General features: G+C 33.5%; 34 protein-coding genes. 33 read left to right on the plus strand and 1 reads right to left on the minus strand.

Annotation, left to right across the window (positions count from 1 at the left end; all coding sequences use genetic code 11):
* Window positions 1-123 precede the first annotated feature (123 nt).
* The 23 genes from PBV87_RS00670 (at window position 124) to PBV87_RS00780 (ending at window position 9791) form a co-directional block, all read left to right on the plus strand.
* The gene (locus PBV87_RS00670; protein WP_271010769.1) at window positions 124-291 is read left to right on the plus strand and encodes a hypothetical protein; all 168 of its coding nucleotides are present in this window, start codon (window positions 124-126) and stop codon (window positions 289-291) included.
* Window positions 288-671, plus strand: a complete 384-nt coding sequence (locus PBV87_RS00675) for a hypothetical protein (RefSeq protein ID WP_271010770.1) — start codon at window positions 288-290, stop codon at window positions 669-671. Before PBV87_RS00670 ends, PBV87_RS00675 begins: the two co-directional genes overlap by 4 nt.
* Window positions 638-1036: a hypothetical protein gene (locus PBV87_RS00680; RefSeq protein ID WP_271010771.1), complete on the plus strand. Its 399-nt coding sequence runs from the start codon at window positions 638-640 to the stop codon at window positions 1034-1036. The genes PBV87_RS00675 and PBV87_RS00680 overlap by 34 nt, the downstream gene beginning before the upstream one ends.
* A gap of 75 nt (window positions 1037-1111) precedes the next feature.
* Window positions 1112-1843 carry an HNH endonuclease signature motif containing protein gene (locus PBV87_RS22810; RefSeq protein WP_271010772.1) on the plus strand — a complete coding sequence of 244 codons (732 nt, stop codon included), beginning with the start codon at window positions 1112-1114 and terminating at the stop codon, window positions 1841-1843.
* A 13-nt stretch (window positions 1844-1856) separates the two neighbouring features.
* Window positions 1857-2015 (plus strand): DUF6906 family protein, encoded by a 159-nt coding sequence (locus tag PBV87_RS00690; protein WP_271010773.1) that lies wholly within the window; start codon window positions 1857-1859, stop codon window positions 2013-2015.
* A 106-nt stretch (window positions 2016-2121) separates the two neighbouring features.
* Entirely contained in the window at window positions 2122-2346 is a 225-nt protein-coding gene (locus tag PBV87_RS00695) for a hypothetical protein (RefSeq protein WP_053985029.1), read from the plus strand.
* Between the two features lie 11 nt (window positions 2347-2357).
* The gene (locus PBV87_RS00700) at window positions 2358-2879 is read left to right on the plus strand and encodes a host-nuclease inhibitor Gam family protein (protein ID WP_271010774.1); all 522 of its coding nucleotides are present in this window, start codon (window positions 2358-2360) and stop codon (window positions 2877-2879) included.
* A complete protein-coding gene (locus PBV87_RS00705; protein ID WP_271010775.1) occupies window positions 2876-3088 on the plus strand; it encodes a hypothetical protein in 213 nt (70 codons plus the stop codon). Before PBV87_RS00700 ends, PBV87_RS00705 begins: the two co-directional genes overlap by 4 nt.
* A 12-nt stretch (window positions 3089-3100) precedes the next feature.
* The gene (locus PBV87_RS00710; protein ID WP_271010776.1) at window positions 3101-3976 is read left to right on the plus strand and encodes an exodeoxyribonuclease X C-terminal domain-containing protein; all 876 of its coding nucleotides are present in this window, start codon (window positions 3101-3103) and stop codon (window positions 3974-3976) included.
* A 3-nt stretch (window positions 3977-3979) separates the two neighbouring features.
* On the plus strand, window positions 3980-4318 hold the full coding sequence (locus tag PBV87_RS00715) for a hypothetical protein (RefSeq protein ID WP_271010777.1): 339 nt from the start codon (window positions 3980-3982) through the stop codon (window positions 4316-4318).
* Between the two features lie 10 nt (window positions 4319-4328).
* A complete protein-coding gene (locus PBV87_RS00720) occupies window positions 4329-5132 on the plus strand; it encodes a phage replisome organizer N-terminal domain-containing protein (RefSeq protein WP_271010778.1) in 804 nt (267 codons plus the stop codon).
* Window positions 5050-5898 carry an ATP-binding protein gene (locus tag PBV87_RS00725; protein ID WP_271010779.1) on the plus strand — a complete coding sequence of 283 codons (849 nt, stop codon included), beginning with the start codon at window positions 5050-5052 and terminating at the stop codon, window positions 5896-5898. The genes PBV87_RS00720 and PBV87_RS00725 overlap by 83 nt, the downstream gene beginning before the upstream one ends.
* Before the next feature lie 43 nt (window positions 5899-5941).
* The gene (locus PBV87_RS00730; RefSeq protein ID WP_053985022.1) at window positions 5942-6181 is read left to right on the plus strand and encodes a hypothetical protein; all 240 of its coding nucleotides are present in this window, start codon (window positions 5942-5944) and stop codon (window positions 6179-6181) included.
* Window positions 6178-6675 carry a hypothetical protein gene (locus tag PBV87_RS00735; protein WP_271010780.1) on the plus strand — a complete coding sequence of 166 codons (498 nt, stop codon included), beginning with the start codon at window positions 6178-6180 and terminating at the stop codon, window positions 6673-6675. The genes PBV87_RS00730 and PBV87_RS00735 overlap by 4 nt, the downstream gene beginning before the upstream one ends.
* Complete coding sequence (locus tag PBV87_RS00740) at window positions 6672-7058, plus strand: replication terminator protein (protein WP_271010781.1); 387 nt, start codon at window positions 6672-6674, stop codon at window positions 7056-7058. Before PBV87_RS00735 ends, PBV87_RS00740 begins: the two co-directional genes overlap by 4 nt.
* A 22-nt stretch (window positions 7059-7080) precedes the next feature.
* Window positions 7081-7818, plus strand: a complete 738-nt coding sequence (locus PBV87_RS00745; protein ID WP_271010782.1) for a hypothetical protein — start codon at window positions 7081-7083, stop codon at window positions 7816-7818.
* Between the two features lie 59 nt (window positions 7819-7877).
* Window positions 7878-8162, plus strand: coding sequence for a hypothetical protein (locus tag PBV87_RS00750; protein ID WP_271010783.1), 285 nt, complete (start codon window positions 7878-7880; stop codon window positions 8160-8162).
* 84 nt (window positions 8163-8246) lie between these two features.
* A complete protein-coding gene (locus PBV87_RS00755) occupies window positions 8247-8489 on the plus strand; it encodes a DUF4406 domain-containing protein (protein ID WP_271010784.1) in 243 nt (80 codons plus the stop codon).
* Window positions 8490-8668: 179 nt separating this feature from the next.
* On the plus strand, window positions 8669-8914 hold the full coding sequence (locus PBV87_RS00760; protein WP_271010785.1) for a hypothetical protein: 246 nt from the start codon (window positions 8669-8671) through the stop codon (window positions 8912-8914).
* Window positions 8886-9062, plus strand: a complete 177-nt coding sequence (locus PBV87_RS00765) for a hypothetical protein (RefSeq protein WP_271010786.1) — start codon at window positions 8886-8888, stop codon at window positions 9060-9062. The genes PBV87_RS00760 and PBV87_RS00765 overlap by 29 nt, the downstream gene beginning before the upstream one ends.
* Before the next feature lie 61 nt (window positions 9063-9123).
* Window positions 9124-9348, plus strand: a complete 225-nt coding sequence (locus PBV87_RS00770; protein WP_271010787.1) for a hypothetical protein — start codon at window positions 9124-9126, stop codon at window positions 9346-9348.
* Between the two features lie 27 nt (window positions 9349-9375).
* Window positions 9376-9612: a hypothetical protein gene (locus tag PBV87_RS00775; protein ID WP_271010788.1), complete on the plus strand. Its 237-nt coding sequence runs from the start codon at window positions 9376-9378 to the stop codon at window positions 9610-9612.
* Window positions 9613-9635: 23 nt separating this feature from the next.
* On the plus strand, window positions 9636-9791 hold the full coding sequence (locus PBV87_RS00780) for a hypothetical protein (RefSeq protein ID WP_271010789.1): 156 nt from the start codon (window positions 9636-9638) through the stop codon (window positions 9789-9791).
* A 120-nt stretch (window positions 9792-9911) separates the two neighbouring features.
* On the opposite strand, the gene PBV87_RS00785 is transcribed toward PBV87_RS00780, so the two are convergent.
* Entirely contained in the window at window positions 9912-10397 is a 486-nt protein-coding gene (locus PBV87_RS00785; protein WP_271010790.1) for a hypothetical protein, read from the minus strand.
* 141 nt (window positions 10398-10538) lie between these two features.
* Between PBV87_RS00785 and PBV87_RS00790 the strand changes: the two genes are divergently transcribed.
* The 10 genes from PBV87_RS00790 to PBV87_RS00835 all read left to right on the plus strand — a co-directional run bounded on the left by PBV87_RS00790 (window position 10539) and on the right by PBV87_RS00835 (window position 19207).
* On the plus strand, window positions 10539-11615 hold the full coding sequence (locus tag PBV87_RS00790) for a DNA cytosine methyltransferase (RefSeq protein ID WP_271010791.1): 1077 nt from the start codon (window positions 10539-10541) through the stop codon (window positions 11613-11615).
* Window positions 11616-11656: 41 nt separating this feature from the next.
* A complete protein-coding gene (locus PBV87_RS00795; protein WP_271010792.1) occupies window positions 11657-11923 on the plus strand; it encodes a hypothetical protein in 267 nt (88 codons plus the stop codon).
* A 28-nt stretch (window positions 11924-11951) separates the two neighbouring features.
* Window positions 11952-12464 carry an ArpU family phage packaging/lysis transcriptional regulator gene (locus PBV87_RS00800; RefSeq protein ID WP_271010793.1) on the plus strand — a complete coding sequence of 171 codons (513 nt, stop codon included), beginning with the start codon at window positions 11952-11954 and terminating at the stop codon, window positions 12462-12464.
* Between the two features lie 179 nt (window positions 12465-12643).
* Window positions 12644-13399 (plus strand): DNA adenine methylase, encoded by a 756-nt coding sequence (locus tag PBV87_RS00805; RefSeq protein WP_271010794.1) that lies wholly within the window; start codon window positions 12644-12646, stop codon window positions 13397-13399.
* A gap of 16 nt (window positions 13400-13415) precedes the next feature.
* Window positions 13416-13997, plus strand: a complete 582-nt coding sequence (locus PBV87_RS00810) for a terminase small subunit (RefSeq protein ID WP_271010795.1) — start codon at window positions 13416-13418, stop codon at window positions 13995-13997.
* A 198-nt stretch (window positions 13998-14195) separates the two neighbouring features.
* Complete coding sequence (locus PBV87_RS00815) at window positions 14196-14372, plus strand: hypothetical protein (protein ID WP_271010796.1); 177 nt, start codon at window positions 14196-14198, stop codon at window positions 14370-14372.
* A gap of 263 nt (window positions 14373-14635) precedes the next feature.
* The gene (gene terL, locus PBV87_RS00820) at window positions 14636-16051 is read left to right on the plus strand and encodes a phage terminase large subunit (RefSeq protein ID WP_330680309.1); all 1416 of its coding nucleotides are present in this window, start codon (window positions 14636-14638) and stop codon (window positions 16049-16051) included.
* A 3-nt stretch (window positions 16052-16054) separates the two neighbouring features.
* Complete coding sequence (locus PBV87_RS00825) at window positions 16055-17455, plus strand: phage portal protein (protein ID WP_271010797.1); 1401 nt, start codon at window positions 16055-16057, stop codon at window positions 17453-17455.
* Complete coding sequence (locus PBV87_RS00830; protein ID WP_271010798.1) at window positions 17442-18962, plus strand: minor capsid protein; 1521 nt, start codon at window positions 17442-17444, stop codon at window positions 18960-18962. Before PBV87_RS00825 ends, PBV87_RS00830 begins: the two co-directional genes overlap by 14 nt.
* Window positions 18959-19207: a hypothetical protein gene (locus PBV87_RS00835; protein WP_271010799.1), complete on the plus strand. Its 249-nt coding sequence runs from the start codon at window positions 18959-18961 to the stop codon at window positions 19205-19207. The genes PBV87_RS00830 and PBV87_RS00835 overlap by 4 nt, the downstream gene beginning before the upstream one ends.
* Window positions 19208-19223: the final 16 nt, after the last annotated feature.

A 19223-nucleotide genomic window follows, 5' to 3' on the forward strand; every position in this document is an offset into this window, starting at 1 on the left:
AACAACATTAATCATACCAGTTGATGATATTGAACTTAGAACTGAGCCTATGAAGTCAACTGTAAAGAACAGAAAGCAAAAATGGACAAGCTATGAACCACATCGTTTAAAGGAGGTACATAAATGTTTGAATATGTGTTTGGTTTCATTGCAGGAACAATAACAACTTACATATGCCTTAAAGGGCAAATGAAACATTTTGACAAGATGGCCATGAATAACGAGAAGAGATTAGAACGTATAGAAGCATTGTTATTAGAAAGAGTAGAAGTTGAGGAGGATGTAGCATGAATACAGCAGAAGATTTAGTTGTACAACGTATTGACCAACTTATAGGCATTATTAAAGCAAAAGTTTTATTGGAAGTACCGAAAAATAGAAAAATTAATCTTGCACATGACCTTGTATTATGCATGTGTGAACAAATAAAAGCAGGCATATGGAAACTTATTGATGCAGGCAATAAAAGGATTGATAGAGGTGTGAATTCTTTGTTGGTACAAGTTATTGAGCAGGTCAAAGAACACAGAGGACATCCTTATTTTTTAGAAGATGAAATTGCTTTTTGTGATGAATTTATAGAGGCAGTAGAGGCTATCAAAGCTGAATATATGAAGCTTAAAAAGGAGGACAAGACATGCAAGCGATTAATAATTATGCAAGTAGTTTAAGTAATATCAAGATGATTACTATGGATGAAGCTAGAAAAATTGAACAGGATAGAAGTCCATTAGGGAAATTTATCATTAAAGAAGGTAGCCAATATATAGCTATGGATAATACAACAGGAGATGCTTGTGTAGGGCATTTTAGTAGCTATGAAGAATGCATGAGCTATTTAAATAGTGAGAATGAAGCCCTAGAGATTGGTTCAGTAAAAGCAGTATTGGAAGTAAGCGTAAGCGAACTTAACATGTTGAAGCATGCTTTAAGTCGCTATATAGATCGTGAAAATAGCAGTGAACTTTCGAGAAAACAAGAATTATCAATGTATAGAAGAATTAGAAAGATGCTAGATTTTTATTATGCAAGATAGAAGTATCTGCCAGTTAGTTGGGCATTCGCACAGTAAAAGTTATTAAGTATGAAGATTCGCACAGGAGGGATTAAAGTGGCGAAGCAATTTATTCTTTTTGATCCAGTTACTGCAGAAAGAAAGATTGTGACCTATAAATTATTAGCAGGTATGACTGGAAGAACTGTTGAATCTTTAAAAGATTCTAAAGTAAAAGGGTGGAAGTTAAAAAGTCTTAATTGTTACATATTGGATGTGGATACACCAATTAGTGTATATCGTAAACTATTAGCCAAAGAAGTTATACCTAATGAAGTTTGGCGGGATATACCTAATAGCAGATGGCAAGTAAGTAGTTATGGTAGATATCGTTCTAAAACACCACGTACAGGAAAGATTATTTATAGAGTTCCCCATAATACTAAAAAGTCCAGTTATATGATTAAGATTCGTATAGGAAATGAAGGAAAGTCATGTAGAGCTCATGAAAAGGTATTTGAACTATTTGTTGGAGAAGTGCCGAAGGGACATGTTGTTTATCATAAAAATGGTAATAAATATGATAATCGTGTAGAAAACTTAGGAGTTATCACAAGAAATAAATTGGTTGAGATACAAGCAACACCAGCTCAAAGAAAACCAATAGTGCAAATGGATAAAGAAACAGGAGAAATACTTGCAGAGTATCGTTCTATAGAAGCTGCAGTTGATGCAAATTTCACAGCTAGGAATACGATTAAGCGAGGACTGGAACAAAATATACCAACTATAGGTTTTATATGGAAGTATGAGGAGCAAGTAACTGATGAACTGCTTTATGCAGAGTAAGGAGGAATAGACAATGAAACATGGTAAAAGCCCAACAGTAAAACAAAAGAAGCTTATTGAATCTAGACGACTAAATTCAAGTGATTGGTTAGTTGAAAGAGATACTCCAGAAAAGATGGTAATAGTTAGTAGATGCGGTAAGCGAAAAAGAAATATTTATAAAGAGGTATAGCTATGGTTTACAAGGCAAGAAAAAAGCATCACAACGTCGGCAAACGTAAGTGATGCACACACAAAAATTATCAAATTCACAATACCACAAAGAGAGGTGGTTGTAAATGGCTGAGTATGCAGAAATAAAAAAATTAGAAGTTGATGAATTATTAGAGCTGATACATAAAAGGTATGATTTACAAATAGAAAGAGTTATTAAGGAAAACAAAGTGTTATTAGTGTATAAGGAGCTCTTTGAAGAAGGGATTACGGATAAAAATTTATTAGAAAAACACATAGAACTATGGAAAGAAGTTAAGTCTTGGAGAGAAAACGGGACACCATTTTAGGAGGTATACATATGGCAAAGAAAAAAGAAATCGAATTAGATTTAGAAACAATACAAAAAAAGGCTCGTATGGAGGAACTTTATGAGGAAAGGATGGAACGTGTTGCTAGAAAAGCTGAACGTAAAGCTATTTTAGATGAATTGTTTAGAAGAAAAACGGAACAGGCAGAAGATAAAGATGTATGCGACGATGTTCGAATAAGACAAATTGATGAAGAGCTTATAGTGTTAATGGATGAAGTACCGAGATCAGAAACAAAAGCACGCTACAAAGTAAATCTTCTTTGTGGGGATGTAATTCTTAATAAGGCATATAAGGATTTTGATAAGGATATGAATAAACTTCTTCAATGGGCATTAGAGAACAATCTAACAGAGTTTGTAAGAATTAAGCAAGAGTTTGATTGGGCTAAGTTCAAATCCATGTTAACAATTACAGGTGATGGCACAATTATTTTCAATGATACTGGAGAAGTTGTAGAAATAGACGGATTAGGTGTTATAGAAGTACCAGGGAAGTTGGTGATTAAATGAGAAGCGAATTTAGAAATATAGACAAAGTGTATGGTTATGAAGTAGATCAGGACAAGTATTACATAGAAGAAGCTGATTACGAAGATAGAATTACAGATATTGAAACAGCAGTAAGTCAAATTGAAGAGAAGCTTGAAGAAGTAAGAGGGATTGAGTTAATAGATGAAGTAAAAGAGATGCTGGAACGATTAGCAGACAAGCTTTATTAAGGAGGAGCACAAATGAACGAAATAATGATACAACATCAATCTCAATTAAGTTTGATTGATAGCTTAGATATACAAGCAGTAACCCAAACCATGCAAAAGATAGGTACCTTTCAATCAATTGTACAACAAGCACTTAAACAAGAACATGATTATGGTATTATTCCAGGAACAAATAAGCCTACTTTGCTTAAGCCTGGTGGAGAAAAAATTTGTATGATGATGGGTATTAATCCAGAGTATGACTTTCTAGATAAAATAGAGGATTATCAAAAAGGATTTTTTGCTTATAACATCAAATGCACACTCAAAAAACTTGATATGAACGTAGCTCAAGGGGTTGGAAGTTGTAATTCTTACGAGAAAAAGTATCGCTGGGTAAATGTTGATACACTTCCAGATGGTGTAGACCCTACAACAGTTGAGAATGTTACAGATAAGTACGGCAGACACAAGTATAAAATTCCTAACCCTAATGTTTGTGATTTGGCCAATACCATATTAAAGATGGCTAAGAAAAGGGCCTTCATTGATGCAGTACTTCAAGTAGCTTCATTAAGTGATGTGTTTACACAAGACTTAGAAGATATGAAAGAATTTTTACAACAAGAACAGCAAGTAGCTGCTGAAAATATGACATTAGAACAAGCATATGCTCTTAAAGTTAACTTTGGTAAATACAAGGGACAAAACCTTAAAGAGATTTTAGAAGTGGACAAGAAGTATTTCGATTGGCTTAGAGATAATACAAAAGATGCCATTATAAAGCAAGGATGTCAAATTATTGCTAGTGCACTAGCTAATCCACAAAATAATCAATCACAAGCACAGTCACAATCTCAACCACAGGTAAATCCATTGAACCAAGAAGATGATGATTTACCATTCTAGATGATGCAGATGGCTAAGATTAAATCGGATTTTCAAGAAATACTTCCAGAGGATTGCAGGCAGTACAATGAAGTGTTTAAACGGTACCTTGAGCTTAATAGCGAAAATGTAGAAGAGGCCTATAGCCTTATGAAAGATAGTCTAATGCTTGCGCAAAGGTGGTCTGAAATACAGGCCACTGCACGCAAGATAAAAGATGCAAGCGACAGGGACTTTGTAGTAACAGCGTTTAAAGATTGGGCGTATCAACGCTATCGTCAGATGCAGTTAGTGCATGAAAGTAGCAGGCTGATATGGAAACAGGCAAATGAATATTTAATGTGGTCAAGAAGAAATACATAGAGGTGACAATATGGCTAAGAGATTTTTTTGGTTAAAACTAAAAGATGATTTCTTTAGGCAAAAGGAGATTAAGAAGTTAAGAAGAGTTGCAGGTGGAGATACATTGACTATTATCTATTTGAAAATGCAACTTCTTAGCATTAGAAATGGTGGAATAATTGAGTATGAAGAAACAGAGGACAGCCTTGAAGAACAATTAGGACTAGAGCTAGATGAAGAAGTAGAAAATGTAAGATTAACAATTATGTATCTGAAATCCAATAACCTTATAGAGCAATTGGATGAAAATGAATATTTATTAAATAAAGTGCCAGAAATAATAGGCAGTGAATCTGATGCAGCAGAAAGAATGAGAAAAATGAGATCAGGAAAATGTAACAAAGTTACGATTTCCTGTAACGAAGTTACACCGTTGTTACAAGATGTTCGCACTTGTTACACAGAGAAAGAGATAGAGAAAGATAAAGAAAAAGAGAATAAAAAACATATAGTGCAGCAAGCTGACACTGTGTGGGCTAGATACCCACTTAAGAAAGGTAAAGCTGCAGCTATTAAAAAAATTCCTAAGCTTATAGAGAAGTATGGATATGAACAACTGATACGTTGCATAGAACGTTATGAGTCAGGACTTCAAAAAGAGACATGGAGAAAACCACAAAATGGCAGTACGTTTTTTAATAGTGGTTATGTAGATTACCTGGATGAAAATTATCATGAAGGAGTGAGTGATAATGGAGGAAATAGCAAACATCATACAGCAGAAAGTAATGATCCATACAGCGGGCTTGGACTTACAATGCAAGATCTGCAGTAACTGTGGGACACCTATAGAACATGTTATTACTTTTAATGGTGTGCCTAGAAAGGTAGCCACTAACTGTAAATGTAGAGCAGAAGCATATAAGAAAAAATTAGCAGATGAAGCAAACCAAGAACGCTTGCGTAAAATTGAGAAGTTAAAAGTATGCTCATTGATGGATGAGGGATTTAGAAAGTGCACCTTTGAGAACTGGGAACACACAAAAGAAAGTGAGTGGCTTTATAATATAGGACTAAAATACTGTGAGAACTGGAAACAAGCTAAAGAAAAAAATCAAGGAATGTTATTGCATGGCGTACCGGGCACAGGAAAATCGTATTTAAGTTTTTGCATTGCAAACTACTTAATAGATCAGTTTGTACCAGTTATTGCAACAAGTAGTATCAATATCATCAATAAGATTTATGAAGGTTATGGGAGAAATGGTGAGTTAGGTGAATTAGAAATTATTAATCTCATACAGGAAGCAAGTTTATTGATTTTAGATGACTTAGGTGCAGAGCATAGTGGCAGGAGTGGAAAGGAAAAACAAATTATTTACTCCATACTTGATGCTAGAATACGTGCTAAAAAACCTATGATTATTACAACAAATTTAAATGTACAACAGCTTAAGGAGAAGCTTACAGGCTCAGATGGAGTAGCAAGAAGTTTTGATAGGATTGTAGAGGCTTGTCAACCACTTGAAGTAATAGGCACTTCAAGAAGAATTAAAAAGGCAGCAGACAATCAAAGATGTTTTAAACAATTAATAAGTTAAAAGCCAAAGATATATTAGAGTAAAGAGCTGATGGAGGATTAACATGAATAAACGAAAGAAAACAACACCAAAGAACTTAAGCAATAGACAAAAGGTGAAGGAGCAGGCTAAAAAGATTAAACGATTACAGGCAGAGCGCGAAGAGTATCGACACACAGCAATGTTATACAAAGACATAGCCTTTGCATTGGATGGAGCAATAAGAGACTTAAAAGTAAAAAATGAAGCATTGAAAGAAAAGTTGGGAACAAAACAGCCGTTTTGGAGGAGGATGCTAGGATGATACTTGCAATTGATCCAGGCAATATTCAATCAGCCTATGTCCTTACATATGATAATCTAGTTGTTAATGATAAGGGAAAAGTAGAAAATGGTAAGCTACTTGAAAAGATTTATGAATCTGCAGAGATTTATGGCGAACAACTTCATGCTGCTATTGAAATGGTATCTTGCTATGGCATGGCTGTAGGAAAGGAAGTATTTGATACTTGCGTAATGATAGGACGTATAGTGCAAGTGCTTGATGATTTAGACATACCCTATACATACATCTTTAGAAAAGATGAGAAGATTACACTTTGCAATAGTATGAAAGCTAAAGATGCGAATATAAGACAAGCATTGATAGATAGATTTGCGAAATATGATTTGAAAAATGGTAAGGGGACAAAGAAGGAGCCAGATTTCTTTTATGGATTTAAAGCAGATATATGGGCTGCAATGGCAGTAGCTGTAACTTACCATGACATGCATTTGAAAGGAGAATATCGAAAATGAAACAAATGTTAAAGCTAGATAATCTAGCTGGAGGAGCAGTACAAGAAAGATTTAATCAAGCCCTAAAAGAGGTAATGGAGAATATTGCTGATCCTAATACTGATTGGAAAAAGAAAAGAAAGTTAACTATCAATCTTACCTTTGAAACAAAAGAAGATAGAGATTTGACAGAAGTTACGATTGATACAAAAGTTTCATTAGCTCCAAGAAGTTCTGTAGGCACCAAGATTCTTATTGATAGGGATTTAGACGGTGAGATTCTTGGTACGGAATTTAAGAAACAAATACCAGGTCAACAAGCTATAAAAGTTAATACAGATACTGGTGAAGTAATTGACAGTAGAGAAGAACAATTAGAACCAGGATTACAATTAGTCAAATAATAATTCTTAGGAGGAAAATAAAATGATGAATAGAGAAACGGTGGAATATTTAGTAGGTTTAGGTAAAGAGCAGGTAGTGATTGAAGCAAAGAATGGTGGACAATATACACCAGAGCGTTTAGCAAGAATTGTAGAGCCAGTTGCAGATGCAGTAGAAGTACATACATTGACTGCAGTAGTAGATTACATTAAAGAAAATATTGATAACCTAGGTCCAGTAGTTATTAATGTTAAAACACCTACAAAAGTAAAAGTGATGTCACCACTTAATGGAGATAGAAACAGAGAGCACTACTTAGAGGCAACAGCGATTACACCAGATAATCTTAGGTTTGATACATTTTTAGATACAGAGCGATTTAACATTATGATACAAGCAGGGTTTGTTAATTGCCCAGTAGAAGTAGGTGAGCAGTGTATTGATTACAAAAAGATGCTGTTACAAGTTACTGGGTTAGTGAGAGAGGAAGCTATAAAAGAAGTTGGAGATGATGGGGTAAGTCAAGCAGCGACAATCAAAACAGGGATAGCAACAGTTCAAGAGGTAGTAGTACCAAATCCAGTACAGTTAGCTCCATATAGAACATTTAGTGAAGTAGAGCAACCATTAAGTAAGTTTGTGTTTAGAATGAAGAGTGGTCCAAGTGCAGCGTTGTATGAAGCAGATGGTGGAGCTTGGAAAAATGAAGCAATCTTAAAGATTAAAGAATATCTACAAAAAGAGTTGAAAGACATTAAGTCAGTAAATATTTTAGCTTAATAAGTAAGGGGTTAAGAACCCCTTCTTATTTATCAAGTAAAAGTTAGAAGGATGATGTTATGGCATATAGCGCGGAAGAAAGAGAAACAGTAATACAAACAGATGATGCAACAGAAGTGTGGAACGTTTACACAAGGCAAAGAAAAATGATTAATAAATTAATAAAACAGGGATATGAACCTTTTAAGGTAGAAAAGGAAGGGGACAACATAGTTGCTTGTGAATTTTCTATTCCTATCAATAAAATTTCGTTTAGAAATGCAAATGCAAAGGTGAGGGAGTACACAGAGCAACAAAAAGAAGAAATGAGACAACGCTTGGCACAGGCAAGAGCAACAAAGTAAATTTTTATAAAAAGGATGATAAAGTAAATGAAGAAAATATTTATATCACAACCAATGGCCGGAAAGAGTGATGAACAGATTTAAATGGAAAGAAATGTAGCTATTGAGCAAGCGAAAGTCGTTATGGGTGAGGATGTAGAAGTATTAGAAACATTCTTTGATGACTTTGGACCATGTGCGAAACCATTACAGTACTTAGCTAGATCATTAGATTATTTAGCAACTGCGGATGTTGCTTATTTTGTAGAGGGCTGGGATAAAGCAAGAGGTTGTAAAATTGAATACCTATGTGCTGAAGAGTATGGAATTAAGATTATAGAAGAATAAAAGTAACTTTTGATTAAAGAAAGCATAAAAGGAACAAGAATAAGATAGAAAATATTTCTTATACTTGTTCCAATATTAAGAGAGGGTCAATACCTACTAATAGGATATGTATTTGAATGTACAATAGTGCTTATTCAATAGGGTTAGATAAAAATAATTTTTGAAAGGATGAGAACTAAATGGGATCAAGTGATATAGAGCAAGTAATTATTAAGTATAAAGATGGCACAGAAAAGGTACTTGATAAAGGTATGGTAGTTTCTACAGAACAAGATGAAGAGGAGATACATGTAAGCATGTCCATGTGCAATATGAGTGGCAAAGAGGTTACATTCTACTTTGAATCACTTATCAGAGCATATGCACAAATGCGAGGGTGGGATGATTTGTATGAAGATGAAATACAAGATCTTGAAATTGATTGATAAGGTTATAGACCGAGAGGTTTGCAGGTGTGATAGATGCGGTAAAAGTCTAACAGTGGAAGAAGAATATTACTATGATTGCTATTGCGAAAAGTGTGAAGATGAAATGTATGAAGATTTTGCAATGAGATCTACAAGGGACTGGTAGGGACATTCGTGTCCTTACCATATCTAAAATCTAAGTTTTATCAAATGAGGGGAAGTGACCTATGGTTTATAAATGTATCGAAGGATTTGAAATACAACTAATAGATGATGATGGTTTTGAGGTTGAAAATAAGCAATGCCACATAACAAAAGGTTCAACTTGGGAACTTGTAGACTATGCTGAAAAATGGGATGAATATAATCTTACTCAAATTGATAACGAAAAGTATGGTCGTATGGCAATAAATAAAGATACTTTAGATGGGTATTTTGAGTTAATAAAATAATTTTTTTATTCAATAAGGAGTGAGGCAATGACATATACAGAGCAAGAAGAAAAAGAACTTAATCAGCAGTTGAAAAGGTGGCAGAAACATCAACTAATTGCCGTTAGGCAGAATAATATAGATAGATCATATGAAAGCATGTCAGAAATTGATAGAAGTGTATGGGAGAAGATAGCCAACGCTGAAACGTATAAAGATGTAAATTGGCTAGTATGGCAGCAAGCAGAACGAGTTATACAAAAATATTGTACTTTGGCACGATAAAATAATTCTTGGAGGGAAATAAAATGACAAATGGAGATAGAATACGGAAGATGACAAATGAAGAATTAGCATCATTTATCTTTAATGCAATCCAAGATACTGAATGGAATGAAAATGGAAACAATAATTATGAAGATGATTGGTGTGAGTGGCTAGATGCACCGTATTTTAATAAATAAAATAATTCATTGATTATGCTAAAAACTACGATTTATAAAAAAGTAAAAGGTACTAGATAAAAGCCTAGCACCATTTATATTATAAAACCGTTTATAAGAGAAAATTAAAAGTTTTAGAAGCTATTTATCTGATTGGAGAGAATTAAGAAAGCGAAGAGAATTATTAGCATATACTCTAAAATTAAAGAAGCGTTGTAAGGTTGTTAATTTCTCTGAGGATGAACTTTGTGTAGTAATCAAGTTTAATTCATATAGTGAAGCTTTAATATAGTTAACAGCATTTGTAAGTAATAATAAATCTCTGTAAAAAACGGTATCATGAGTTAGATTATCTAGAGAGGAAGAGATATTATCAGAAATTATGTCAAGAGACTTTTCAAGTCTAGACAGTGTATTTTGAAATATAGAAAGATCGTTGGTGTTGGAAAATACAGTGGTTTGGGCAAGTGTATATATGTTTTTTTGGATTAGGTCTAATTCTGTAGTATAGGCATTTATTTCAGATTCTTGTTTAGAAGTTAAAGTTGAATTAGCCAATACATGTAAATTAAATAATATAGAGAATGATAATATTAATAGCGTATATTTTTTCAGGTTTTTTTTCATTGGTATACCTCTAATAAATTATTTAAAGATATAATATGGAAAAAGTGTTAAAAGTATACAAAATAAAATAGTTTTTTGAATAAATGAAGGGAGAGAGAGTTCCGGCCGGATAAAACTCAGAGTGATCTCCTAAATAAAGATATGCTAACATTTTTAGATTTCTTCGCTGGTATCGGAGGATTTAGAAGAGGGATGGAAATGGCAGGGCATAAGTGTCTTGGACATTGTGAATGGGATAAATACGCAAATGCAAGTTATGAAGTTATACATGATATTGAAGAGGGTGAATGGTTTGGCAGAGACATTAGAGATGTCAGGGCAAGTGAGCTTCCTAGAGCAGACGTGTGGTGCTTTGGATTCCCATGCCAAGACATCAGTGTTGCCGGAAAACAACTTGGATTCGATGGAAAGCGTTCGAGTTTGTTTTTCACAGTTACAAGGCTTATTAGAGACACGCAAGAAGAAAATAGACCCAAGTACCTATTTATTGAGAACGTTAAAAACCTATTTAGTGTTAATGGAGGAACAGACTTCCTTAAACTTCTCATTGAGTTGGATGAAATCGGGTACGATGCAGAATGGCAACTTCTCAATACTAAAAACTTTGGATTACCACAAAACAGGGAAAGAGTGTTCATTGTTGGACATCTTAGAGGAACAAGTGGACGAAAAGTATTTCCTATCACAGGAAGCAATGGAAAAAATCTTGAACAAGTAGTACCAGGAAGTGATGCACAAAGAGTTTATAGTTCTGATGGAATAGCTAGAACGCTTAAAAGTGAGGGCGGTGGACAAGGAGCTAAAACAGGGTTGTATATTGTAGGGAATGTACATCCTAGTGGAAAAGGTATGAATGGACAAGTATATGATTCACAAGGGTTAGCGCCAACATTAACTACAAATAAGGGCGAAGGGCAAAAGATACTTGTAAGACCTGTACTTACACCAGATAGGGTAGAAAAACGACAGAATGGGCGTAGATTTAAAGAAGATGGTGAGCCTATGTTTACACTAACTGCACAGGACCGGCATGGGGTTATGTTGAATGATTATAGAATAAGACGGTTGACACCTAAAGAGTGCTGGAGATTACAAGGTTGGAATGACGATGACTTTGATAAAGCAGCAAGTGTATGTAGTGATAGCCAGTTATATAAACAAGCTGGCAATGGAGTTAGCGTTCCAGTAATTTACGAGATAGGAAAACGGCTAGAGTGATTCAATAAAATTAGTTTTTGTTGAAGTTAAGGAGTGAGAATATGAAAGTTGTAGTTGAAATGGAAAAACCAAGAATATGTGGAGAATGTAGGTTTTATAGTGAGAGAAATTATAGGTGCCACAATGAAACAGGTATAGAAGCACATTGTGGGATGGGATATATGCATGGAGATATGAGGGATAAAAGTTACAGGAGTAGGCTTTATGATGGATGCAGACTCGACTATGACATGCAGAAAGAACGTTTTGAGCAAATGCGTGAAGATGTAGAGAATCAACTGGAAAGAACTAAAAAGAGATTCAATTAATAAAAATTGATTTTTAGGAGGTGTTGAAGTGGAAAGTAAGCCTATAGAAAAGATTATTACTATATTAGAGAGCTATAATTTTATGAAAGCAAGAGCGGCTAAGATAATGAATACTCCTCACATGAACTATGATGTAAAGTCTATAAATTATACATCAATTCGACCTTCTACACCAACTAATCAAATACATTCCAGTGTAGAAAGTGTAGTAATACATGAAGTTGGTGAAAGAAAAGAGTTACATGAACTTATTAGAGGGATAAAGAATGTAGATTATGCCTTGGAACAGATAGACAACATTCAAAGAGAAATTATTACTATGAGATACATAAAAGGGAAAGCATGGAGTGAAATAGAAACATGTATACCTTATAGCAAACGGCAATGTCAAAGATTAGCCAATAAAGGCTTAAGAAAAATGGCAGGTATATTATATGAAGAGCAGTATAATAATGAGTTACCTATCTATAAGTATTTACAGGAAATGGAAAAATTATCATTAAAAAACGATGTCGCATTTATGTCGCACATTGTTGACTAAACTATGGTATAATCATATTGTGTCTTAGATGGCACAAATGGTAAATCGCCCTTCATAAGTTGAAGGATAAGCATCATTGCCCGCAGAATTTGTGGTCTATGATGCTTTTTTATTTTCACTAAACAGGTGTGTACATTGTGTATTAACCCAAATAAATCTGTTTATGGAGGAAATAAAAAGTGTTAAAACCACCAATTCCACGTATGGGTGGAAAATCAAAATTAAGAAAAACTATTTTAGAAAGAATACCAGAGCATACTTGTTACATAGAACCATTCTTTGGAGCTGGATGGGTGTATTTTGGTAAAGAACCGAGTAAGGTTGAAGTAATCAATGACATAGATAAAGAACTTATAAATATGTTCCGTATGATCAAACACCATGCACCAGAGATTGAAAGAATGCTTCAATATAATTTCTCGGGTAGAGATATGTTTGAAGAATATAAGCACTGTACAGTTGAGTATCTTACAGAGATTCAAAGAGCAGTGCGTTTTTTATACCTTATTTCACAAAGTTTTGCAGGAAAAGGAAGTACATACGGGTATGGTACTAATAAAATACCATCACCTCAAATTTTCTATAAAGGTGTACTGGAAGATATAAAAAATAGATTAAGAAATACATATGTAGAAAACAAAAGCTTTGAGGATATTATCAAAAGATATGATAGACCTCATAGCTTTTTCTTTTGTGACCCACCATATTTTGAAACTGCAGGTTATGGGAGTGTGTTTGGAGAAGAGGAGCATCTGTTATTAAGAGATACATTATGTCAGATAAAAGGTAAATTTATGATGACAATTAATAATCATCCTAAAGTAAGAGAATGGTACAAAGACTTCAAAATTGAAGAAGTACAAGTAGCTTATTCAATAGCTAAGGAGCAGAAGGCTAGGAAAGCCTATGGTGAGTTGATTCTAACAAATTATTAGAAGGAAGGTGGCGTTGATGACCAATAAACAAAAAGCTTTTGTGGATGAGTATCTTATTGATCTCAATGCCACTAGAGCATATAAAGCAGTTTATAAGAATGTTAAGAGTGATGATGCAGCTAGAGCAAGTAGTAGTAAATTACTAACAAATGCTAACATTAAAGCATATGTTGAGAAACGCATGAAGGACAGGGAAAAGCGTACAGAAATCACGCAAGACAAGGTTTTATCAGAGCTCGCACAAATTGCTTTTGCAAATGGCTCTGACTTTGCAAAGGTAGTAGAGAAACAATTATTTGATGATGCAGGTAATCCTATTGTTAATCCTAGTACACTTGAACCTATATACTATAAGACTGTTGAAATGGAATTAACCGATAAGCTACCGGAAGAGAAACGAAAAGCTATTGCTGGTATTAAGATGGGTAAGAATGGTATAGAAGTTACTACATGTGATAAGGTTAGGGCGCTTGAATTATTGGGAAGGCATTTAGGAATGTGGAATGATAAGATGAAGATTGATGGTGATATAAATGTAAATAACCCATATGCTAATCTAAGTGAAGAAGAACTTATTAAGATTTCAAAAATACAATAAAAAGTACATTAATGCTAAAAAATGAAGTATTATGTTAAAATCACTCATTAAAACTCTATCTACCATAATTCCACTACTTTTAATGTGTTGTATTATTATAAAATATATTGATTTTTTTAAAATATATCATTTCAGTGTATTTATTTTTACTATATATCTTTGTATACTTAATATAAATACATCTTTGAGGAGATTCTTATGAAGATAGATTTTAAAAAGATTATTCAACTTGTTTTTACATATGTTCCAATATTTCTTGCTATATATTTCTTTAGGCATTATGATTATAGCGTTTTACTAGGACGTATATTACCTTGTATTCTCTTTATATTAAGTGCAGCTCCTATATTTTTATCACAATCTAAAGAAGGCTAGTTAAAATTAGAAGGTTATATTCATTCTTCTAGATACTTCATGATAAATAATTAGATTTTATATTTAATAAGAAAATCCTAGATATTATTGTTGTTATATATGATCCATTAACTGAACTTAAATCTTTATATAGAGCTTATAATGAAATACTTTATTCAGATTCTTTTATATTAAAAAATATATATTTCTATTCTAATAGGGGGCTAAAATATATAATGCCTAGTTCCAATGCAACATTTACTTATGGAGGGAGGTAAATTCATGTGCAAAATATAGATACTAATTTGATAGCATTAGGGGCTAAAATAGAACTAGCTAAGCGCAAGTTCTTTTTTTATTGCAATTTAAAAGCACCTGATTTCTATAAATCTACGAGAAAGTATCTTGTAGAGTTTTGTAATGATTTACAGGAATTTTATTATGGTGATGATGAGGTTTTAATTGTAAACATGCCACCACGTCATGGAAAGTCTAGGACAGCTGGATTATTTGTAGAGTGGTTACTTGGTAATAATCGTAATGCAAAAATAATGACAGGATCATATAACGAAACATTATCAACTATGTTTTCTAAAAATGTAAGAAATGCTATACAAGAAGAAAAGGCTGATAAATACAAGCCAGTTTATTCTGACATATTTCCACTTACAAAAATAAAACGTGGCGATGGAGCCATGAATCTTTGGTCTTTAGAGGGTGGATATAACAACTACCTGGCTACTTCACCAACAGGAACTGCAACAGGATTTGGTGCTTCACTACTAATTATAGATGACTTAATTAAAAATGCAGAAGAGGCATACAATGAAGCAGTGTTAGAAAAGCATTGGGATTGGTTCACTAATACAATGTTAAGCCGACTTGAAGAAGGTGGTAAGATTATCATCATTATGACAAGATGGGCGAGTGGTGATTTAGCAGGTAGAGCCTTGAGTCACTTTCAAGAGCAAGGTATTAAAGCAAAGCATATTAGTATGAAGGCTATGCAAGATGATGGCACAATGCTATGTGAGGAAGTTCTTAGTAAGAAATCTTACTTAATGAAGGTTGCAGCTATGGGAGAAGATATAGCCAGTGCTAACTACCAGCAGGTGCCGATTGACTTAAAAGGATGTTTATATTCTAGCTTTAAGACATATATACAAGCACCTTATGAACAGTTTGAAAGCATAAAAGCGTATATAGATACAGCAGATACAGGAGCAGATTATTTATGTTGTATTATCTATGGCGTATACAATAAAGAAGCTTATGTATTAGATGTTTATTATACAAAGGATGCTATGGAAGTAACAGAGACTGAAACTGCTAGAAGATTGTTTGAGCATGGTGTTAATATATCTGATATAGAAAGTAATAATGGCGGTCGAGGGTTCGCTAGATCAGTAGAACGTATATTAAAAGAAATATTTAAATCAAATAAAACAAAAATTAAATGGTTTCATCAATCCAAAAATAAAGCTGCTCGTATTTTAAGTAATAGCACTTGGGTGATGGACCATATTTATTTTCCTGTAAATTGGAGAGATAGGTGGCCAGAATATTATAAAGCTATGGTTAGTTATCAACGTGAAGGTAAAAATAAACACGATGATGCTCCAGATGCTACAACGGGAGTTGCAGAGCAGTTTAATAATGGGAATAAAGGTATGAGAATATTAAAACCAAAAGGAAGGTAGGTGATGGGTATGGATATAATTACAATCAAAAAGCTTATAGATAATGCTATGAGTGAACATAGTAAATTCGTAAGCAAAATTGAATTAGGAGAGCGTTACTATAGCAATGACAATGATATTATACGTAAAAAGAGCCCTTCTAATAATTCAGTTCCAGATACTTCAGAAAATCCATTAAGAAATGCAGATAACAGAATTCCTTTTAACTGGCATGGCTTTCTAGTGAATCAAAAGGCATCTTATATGTTTACATACCCACCTACTTTTGATGTGGGAGATGATAAAGCAAACAGTTCTATAACAGACATATTAGGTGATAGCTATCCTAAAGTAAGTAAAACACTTTGTGTTAATGCTAGTAATGGCGGTACAGCATGGCTTCATGTTTGGAAGAATACAAACAATGAGTTTAAGTATGCTGTTGTTGATTCTAAACAGATCATTGCAGTGTATTCAGATGACCTTGAGAAGAGGTTAATAGCTGTTCTAAGGGTTTATAATAAAAAAGATGAGCAAGCTAAAGATATTACTGTTTATGAATACTGGACGGATAAAGAATGTTATGTTTTTAGAAGTGATAAAGGGATTACAACCAATTTATCAACTCATAATATGTTTACACAGATTAATTCAGATACAGGAGCCAGTGAACAGGTGAATATATTGACACATAATTTTGGAGAAGTGCCTTTTATTGAGTTTTCTAACAATGATTTAAAAACATCTGACCTGGATAATGTAAAAGCTTTAATTGATACATATGATAAAGTTTTCAGTGGTTTTGTAAATGATATTGAAGATATACAAGAAGTTATTTTTGTGCTTACTAATTATGGTGGCACTGATTTAGATGAATTCCTTGGCAATCTTAAGCGTTATAAAACGGTTGATATGCAAAATTCAGGAACAGATGATAAGAGTGGTTTAAGCACAATAACGATAGATATTCCTGTTGAAGCTAGGAACAAGCTACTTGAAATGACAGAGAAAAAAATCTATGTACAGGGACAGGGTGTAGATCCTAATCCGGAGAAGTTTGGTAATGCATCTGGTGTGGCTCTCAAGTATTTGTATACTTTGCTAGAGCTTAAAGCAGGGCTTATGGAAACGGAGTTTAGACTCTCATTTGGTAAGCTTATTAGAATGATTTGTAAACATTTAGGCTATACACCTAAAAAGGTTGTTCAAACATGGACGCGTAACATGATACAAAATGATGAAGAGACTGCAACTATCGCTCAAAATAGTGTGGGTATTGTAAGTAGAAAAACAATTATCAAAAATCATCCATGGGTAGAGGATGTTGAAACAGAGCTAAAAAATATAAGAGAAGAAGAGAATCAAGATATTCAAAAAGGCGTTCCATATCAAGACCAAGAAGGTGATATAGATGCCCAAAAGTAGAGAGTATTGGAAGAAACGTCTTGAAAATATAGCAGATACTCAAAATAAAAAAGCAGATGACTATATCGAATCCCTAGAGCTACAGTATAAAAAAGCACTAGCAAGTATACGAAGAGACTTAGAGGTGTTTTATGCTAGATATGCTAATGCTGAAAGTGTGAATATGGTTACAGCTAAGAAGCTGCTATCAAATGCTGAAAAAGAGATGTGGGAAGTATCCTTTGAAGAGTATCGAAAAATGGCACAGGATGAAGAGCTTATAAATCAAATAGAAAGTATGTATAGTAAGAGTAGAGTAAGTAGACTAAAAGCCTTAGAGGCTCAAATAATGGCACAATTAGAGGTATTATATAGAAACCTTAATACTGACTTAGAAGCGTTACTAACGGATACTTTTACAGATACATATTATCAAACAGTCTATGAAATTCAGAAGGGTACAGGAATAGGTACAAACTTTGCTATATTCAACGAAGACGCAGTGAAAAAGATTATATCAAAACCATGGAAATGGGGGCACTTTAGTAGTACAGTTTGGGATAATAAAGAGTTACTACTTGATGAACTAGAAATAGCTTTATCCCAAGCTTTTATTCGTGGAGATAGTATAGATAAGGTCATTAAAGCATTTAATAAGAGGATGAATGTGGGTTATAGTAGAGTAGCTAATATTATTCAAACGGAGTATGCATACATAGTAGGAGAAGCAACCTTTAAAGGATATGAAGAAACAGGTGTTAAAGAGTATGAATACTTGGCAACACTAGATACACGAACATCTACTATTTGTAGGGATATGGATGGTAAGGTATTTAAACTTAGTGAAAAGGTTGTATGGTTGAACTATCCGCCACTACATTGTAGATGTAGAAGTACGACAGTTCCATATTTTGAGGATGAAGAATTCTATGGCAAACGTATAGCTAGAGATCATGAAGGTAAGGTCTACTATGTGCCAGAGAATATGACCTATCATGATTGGTATGATAAATATGTTAAGAGTAATCCGAAGGAGCTGTTAGCAGAGAAGAAACATCAAAATAGACATGCTGATAAGAAACAGTATGAAAACTATAAGGAATTGATTGGTAAAGAAGTTCCTAAGTCTCTTGATGAGTTCCAAAACTTAAAGTATACTGATGATAATAGATGGGAACAAAAGAAGAGAGAGTTTGAAACTATAGCTAAAATTAAAAACAAGGAATCCTATTCAGATACTTATAGACAGAAAATGCTAGATACCTATTATGATTTTAGAAATGCTGGATATGAGTTTACAGATCACTCACTTAATAGATTTTTAGGGCAAAAAACAGGAAAAGGCAAAAAGTTATTTACCAAGGAGGATTTATTAAGTGTACTTGGTGAAAAAGCTAACTATTTAGATGGAGATGAAAGAGTAGTTAAGTTTTATAATGACATAGCTGTTATACAAAATAAAGATACTAAGGAAATAGTGTCAATAGTAACTAGGAACAAACCAAAGGAAGGATGGGAGACATTATGAAAGAAAAGCTATTAAAAATGATGAAAGATTTGATAGATGGAAATTATAATTGTAATGACTTCTCTTATGATTTCCCAAATGAAATGCTTGAGTTAGAAGATGAGAATCTACTTCTTTTGTTAGATGAAATGCCAGAAATATGTGCAGACTATGATCCATATAAAGAAGATGAAGAAGATCTATTGAATGAAGAAGAACTTAAAACAAGGGTGGAAGAAGTATATAATAAAATATTGAATATGTAGTAGCGCCTTACTTAGA

The organism is Holtiella tumoricola (assembly GCF_027857615.1).
Taxonomy (GTDB): Bacteria; Bacillota; Clostridia; order Lachnospirales; family Cellulosilyticaceae; genus Holtiella; species Holtiella tumoricola.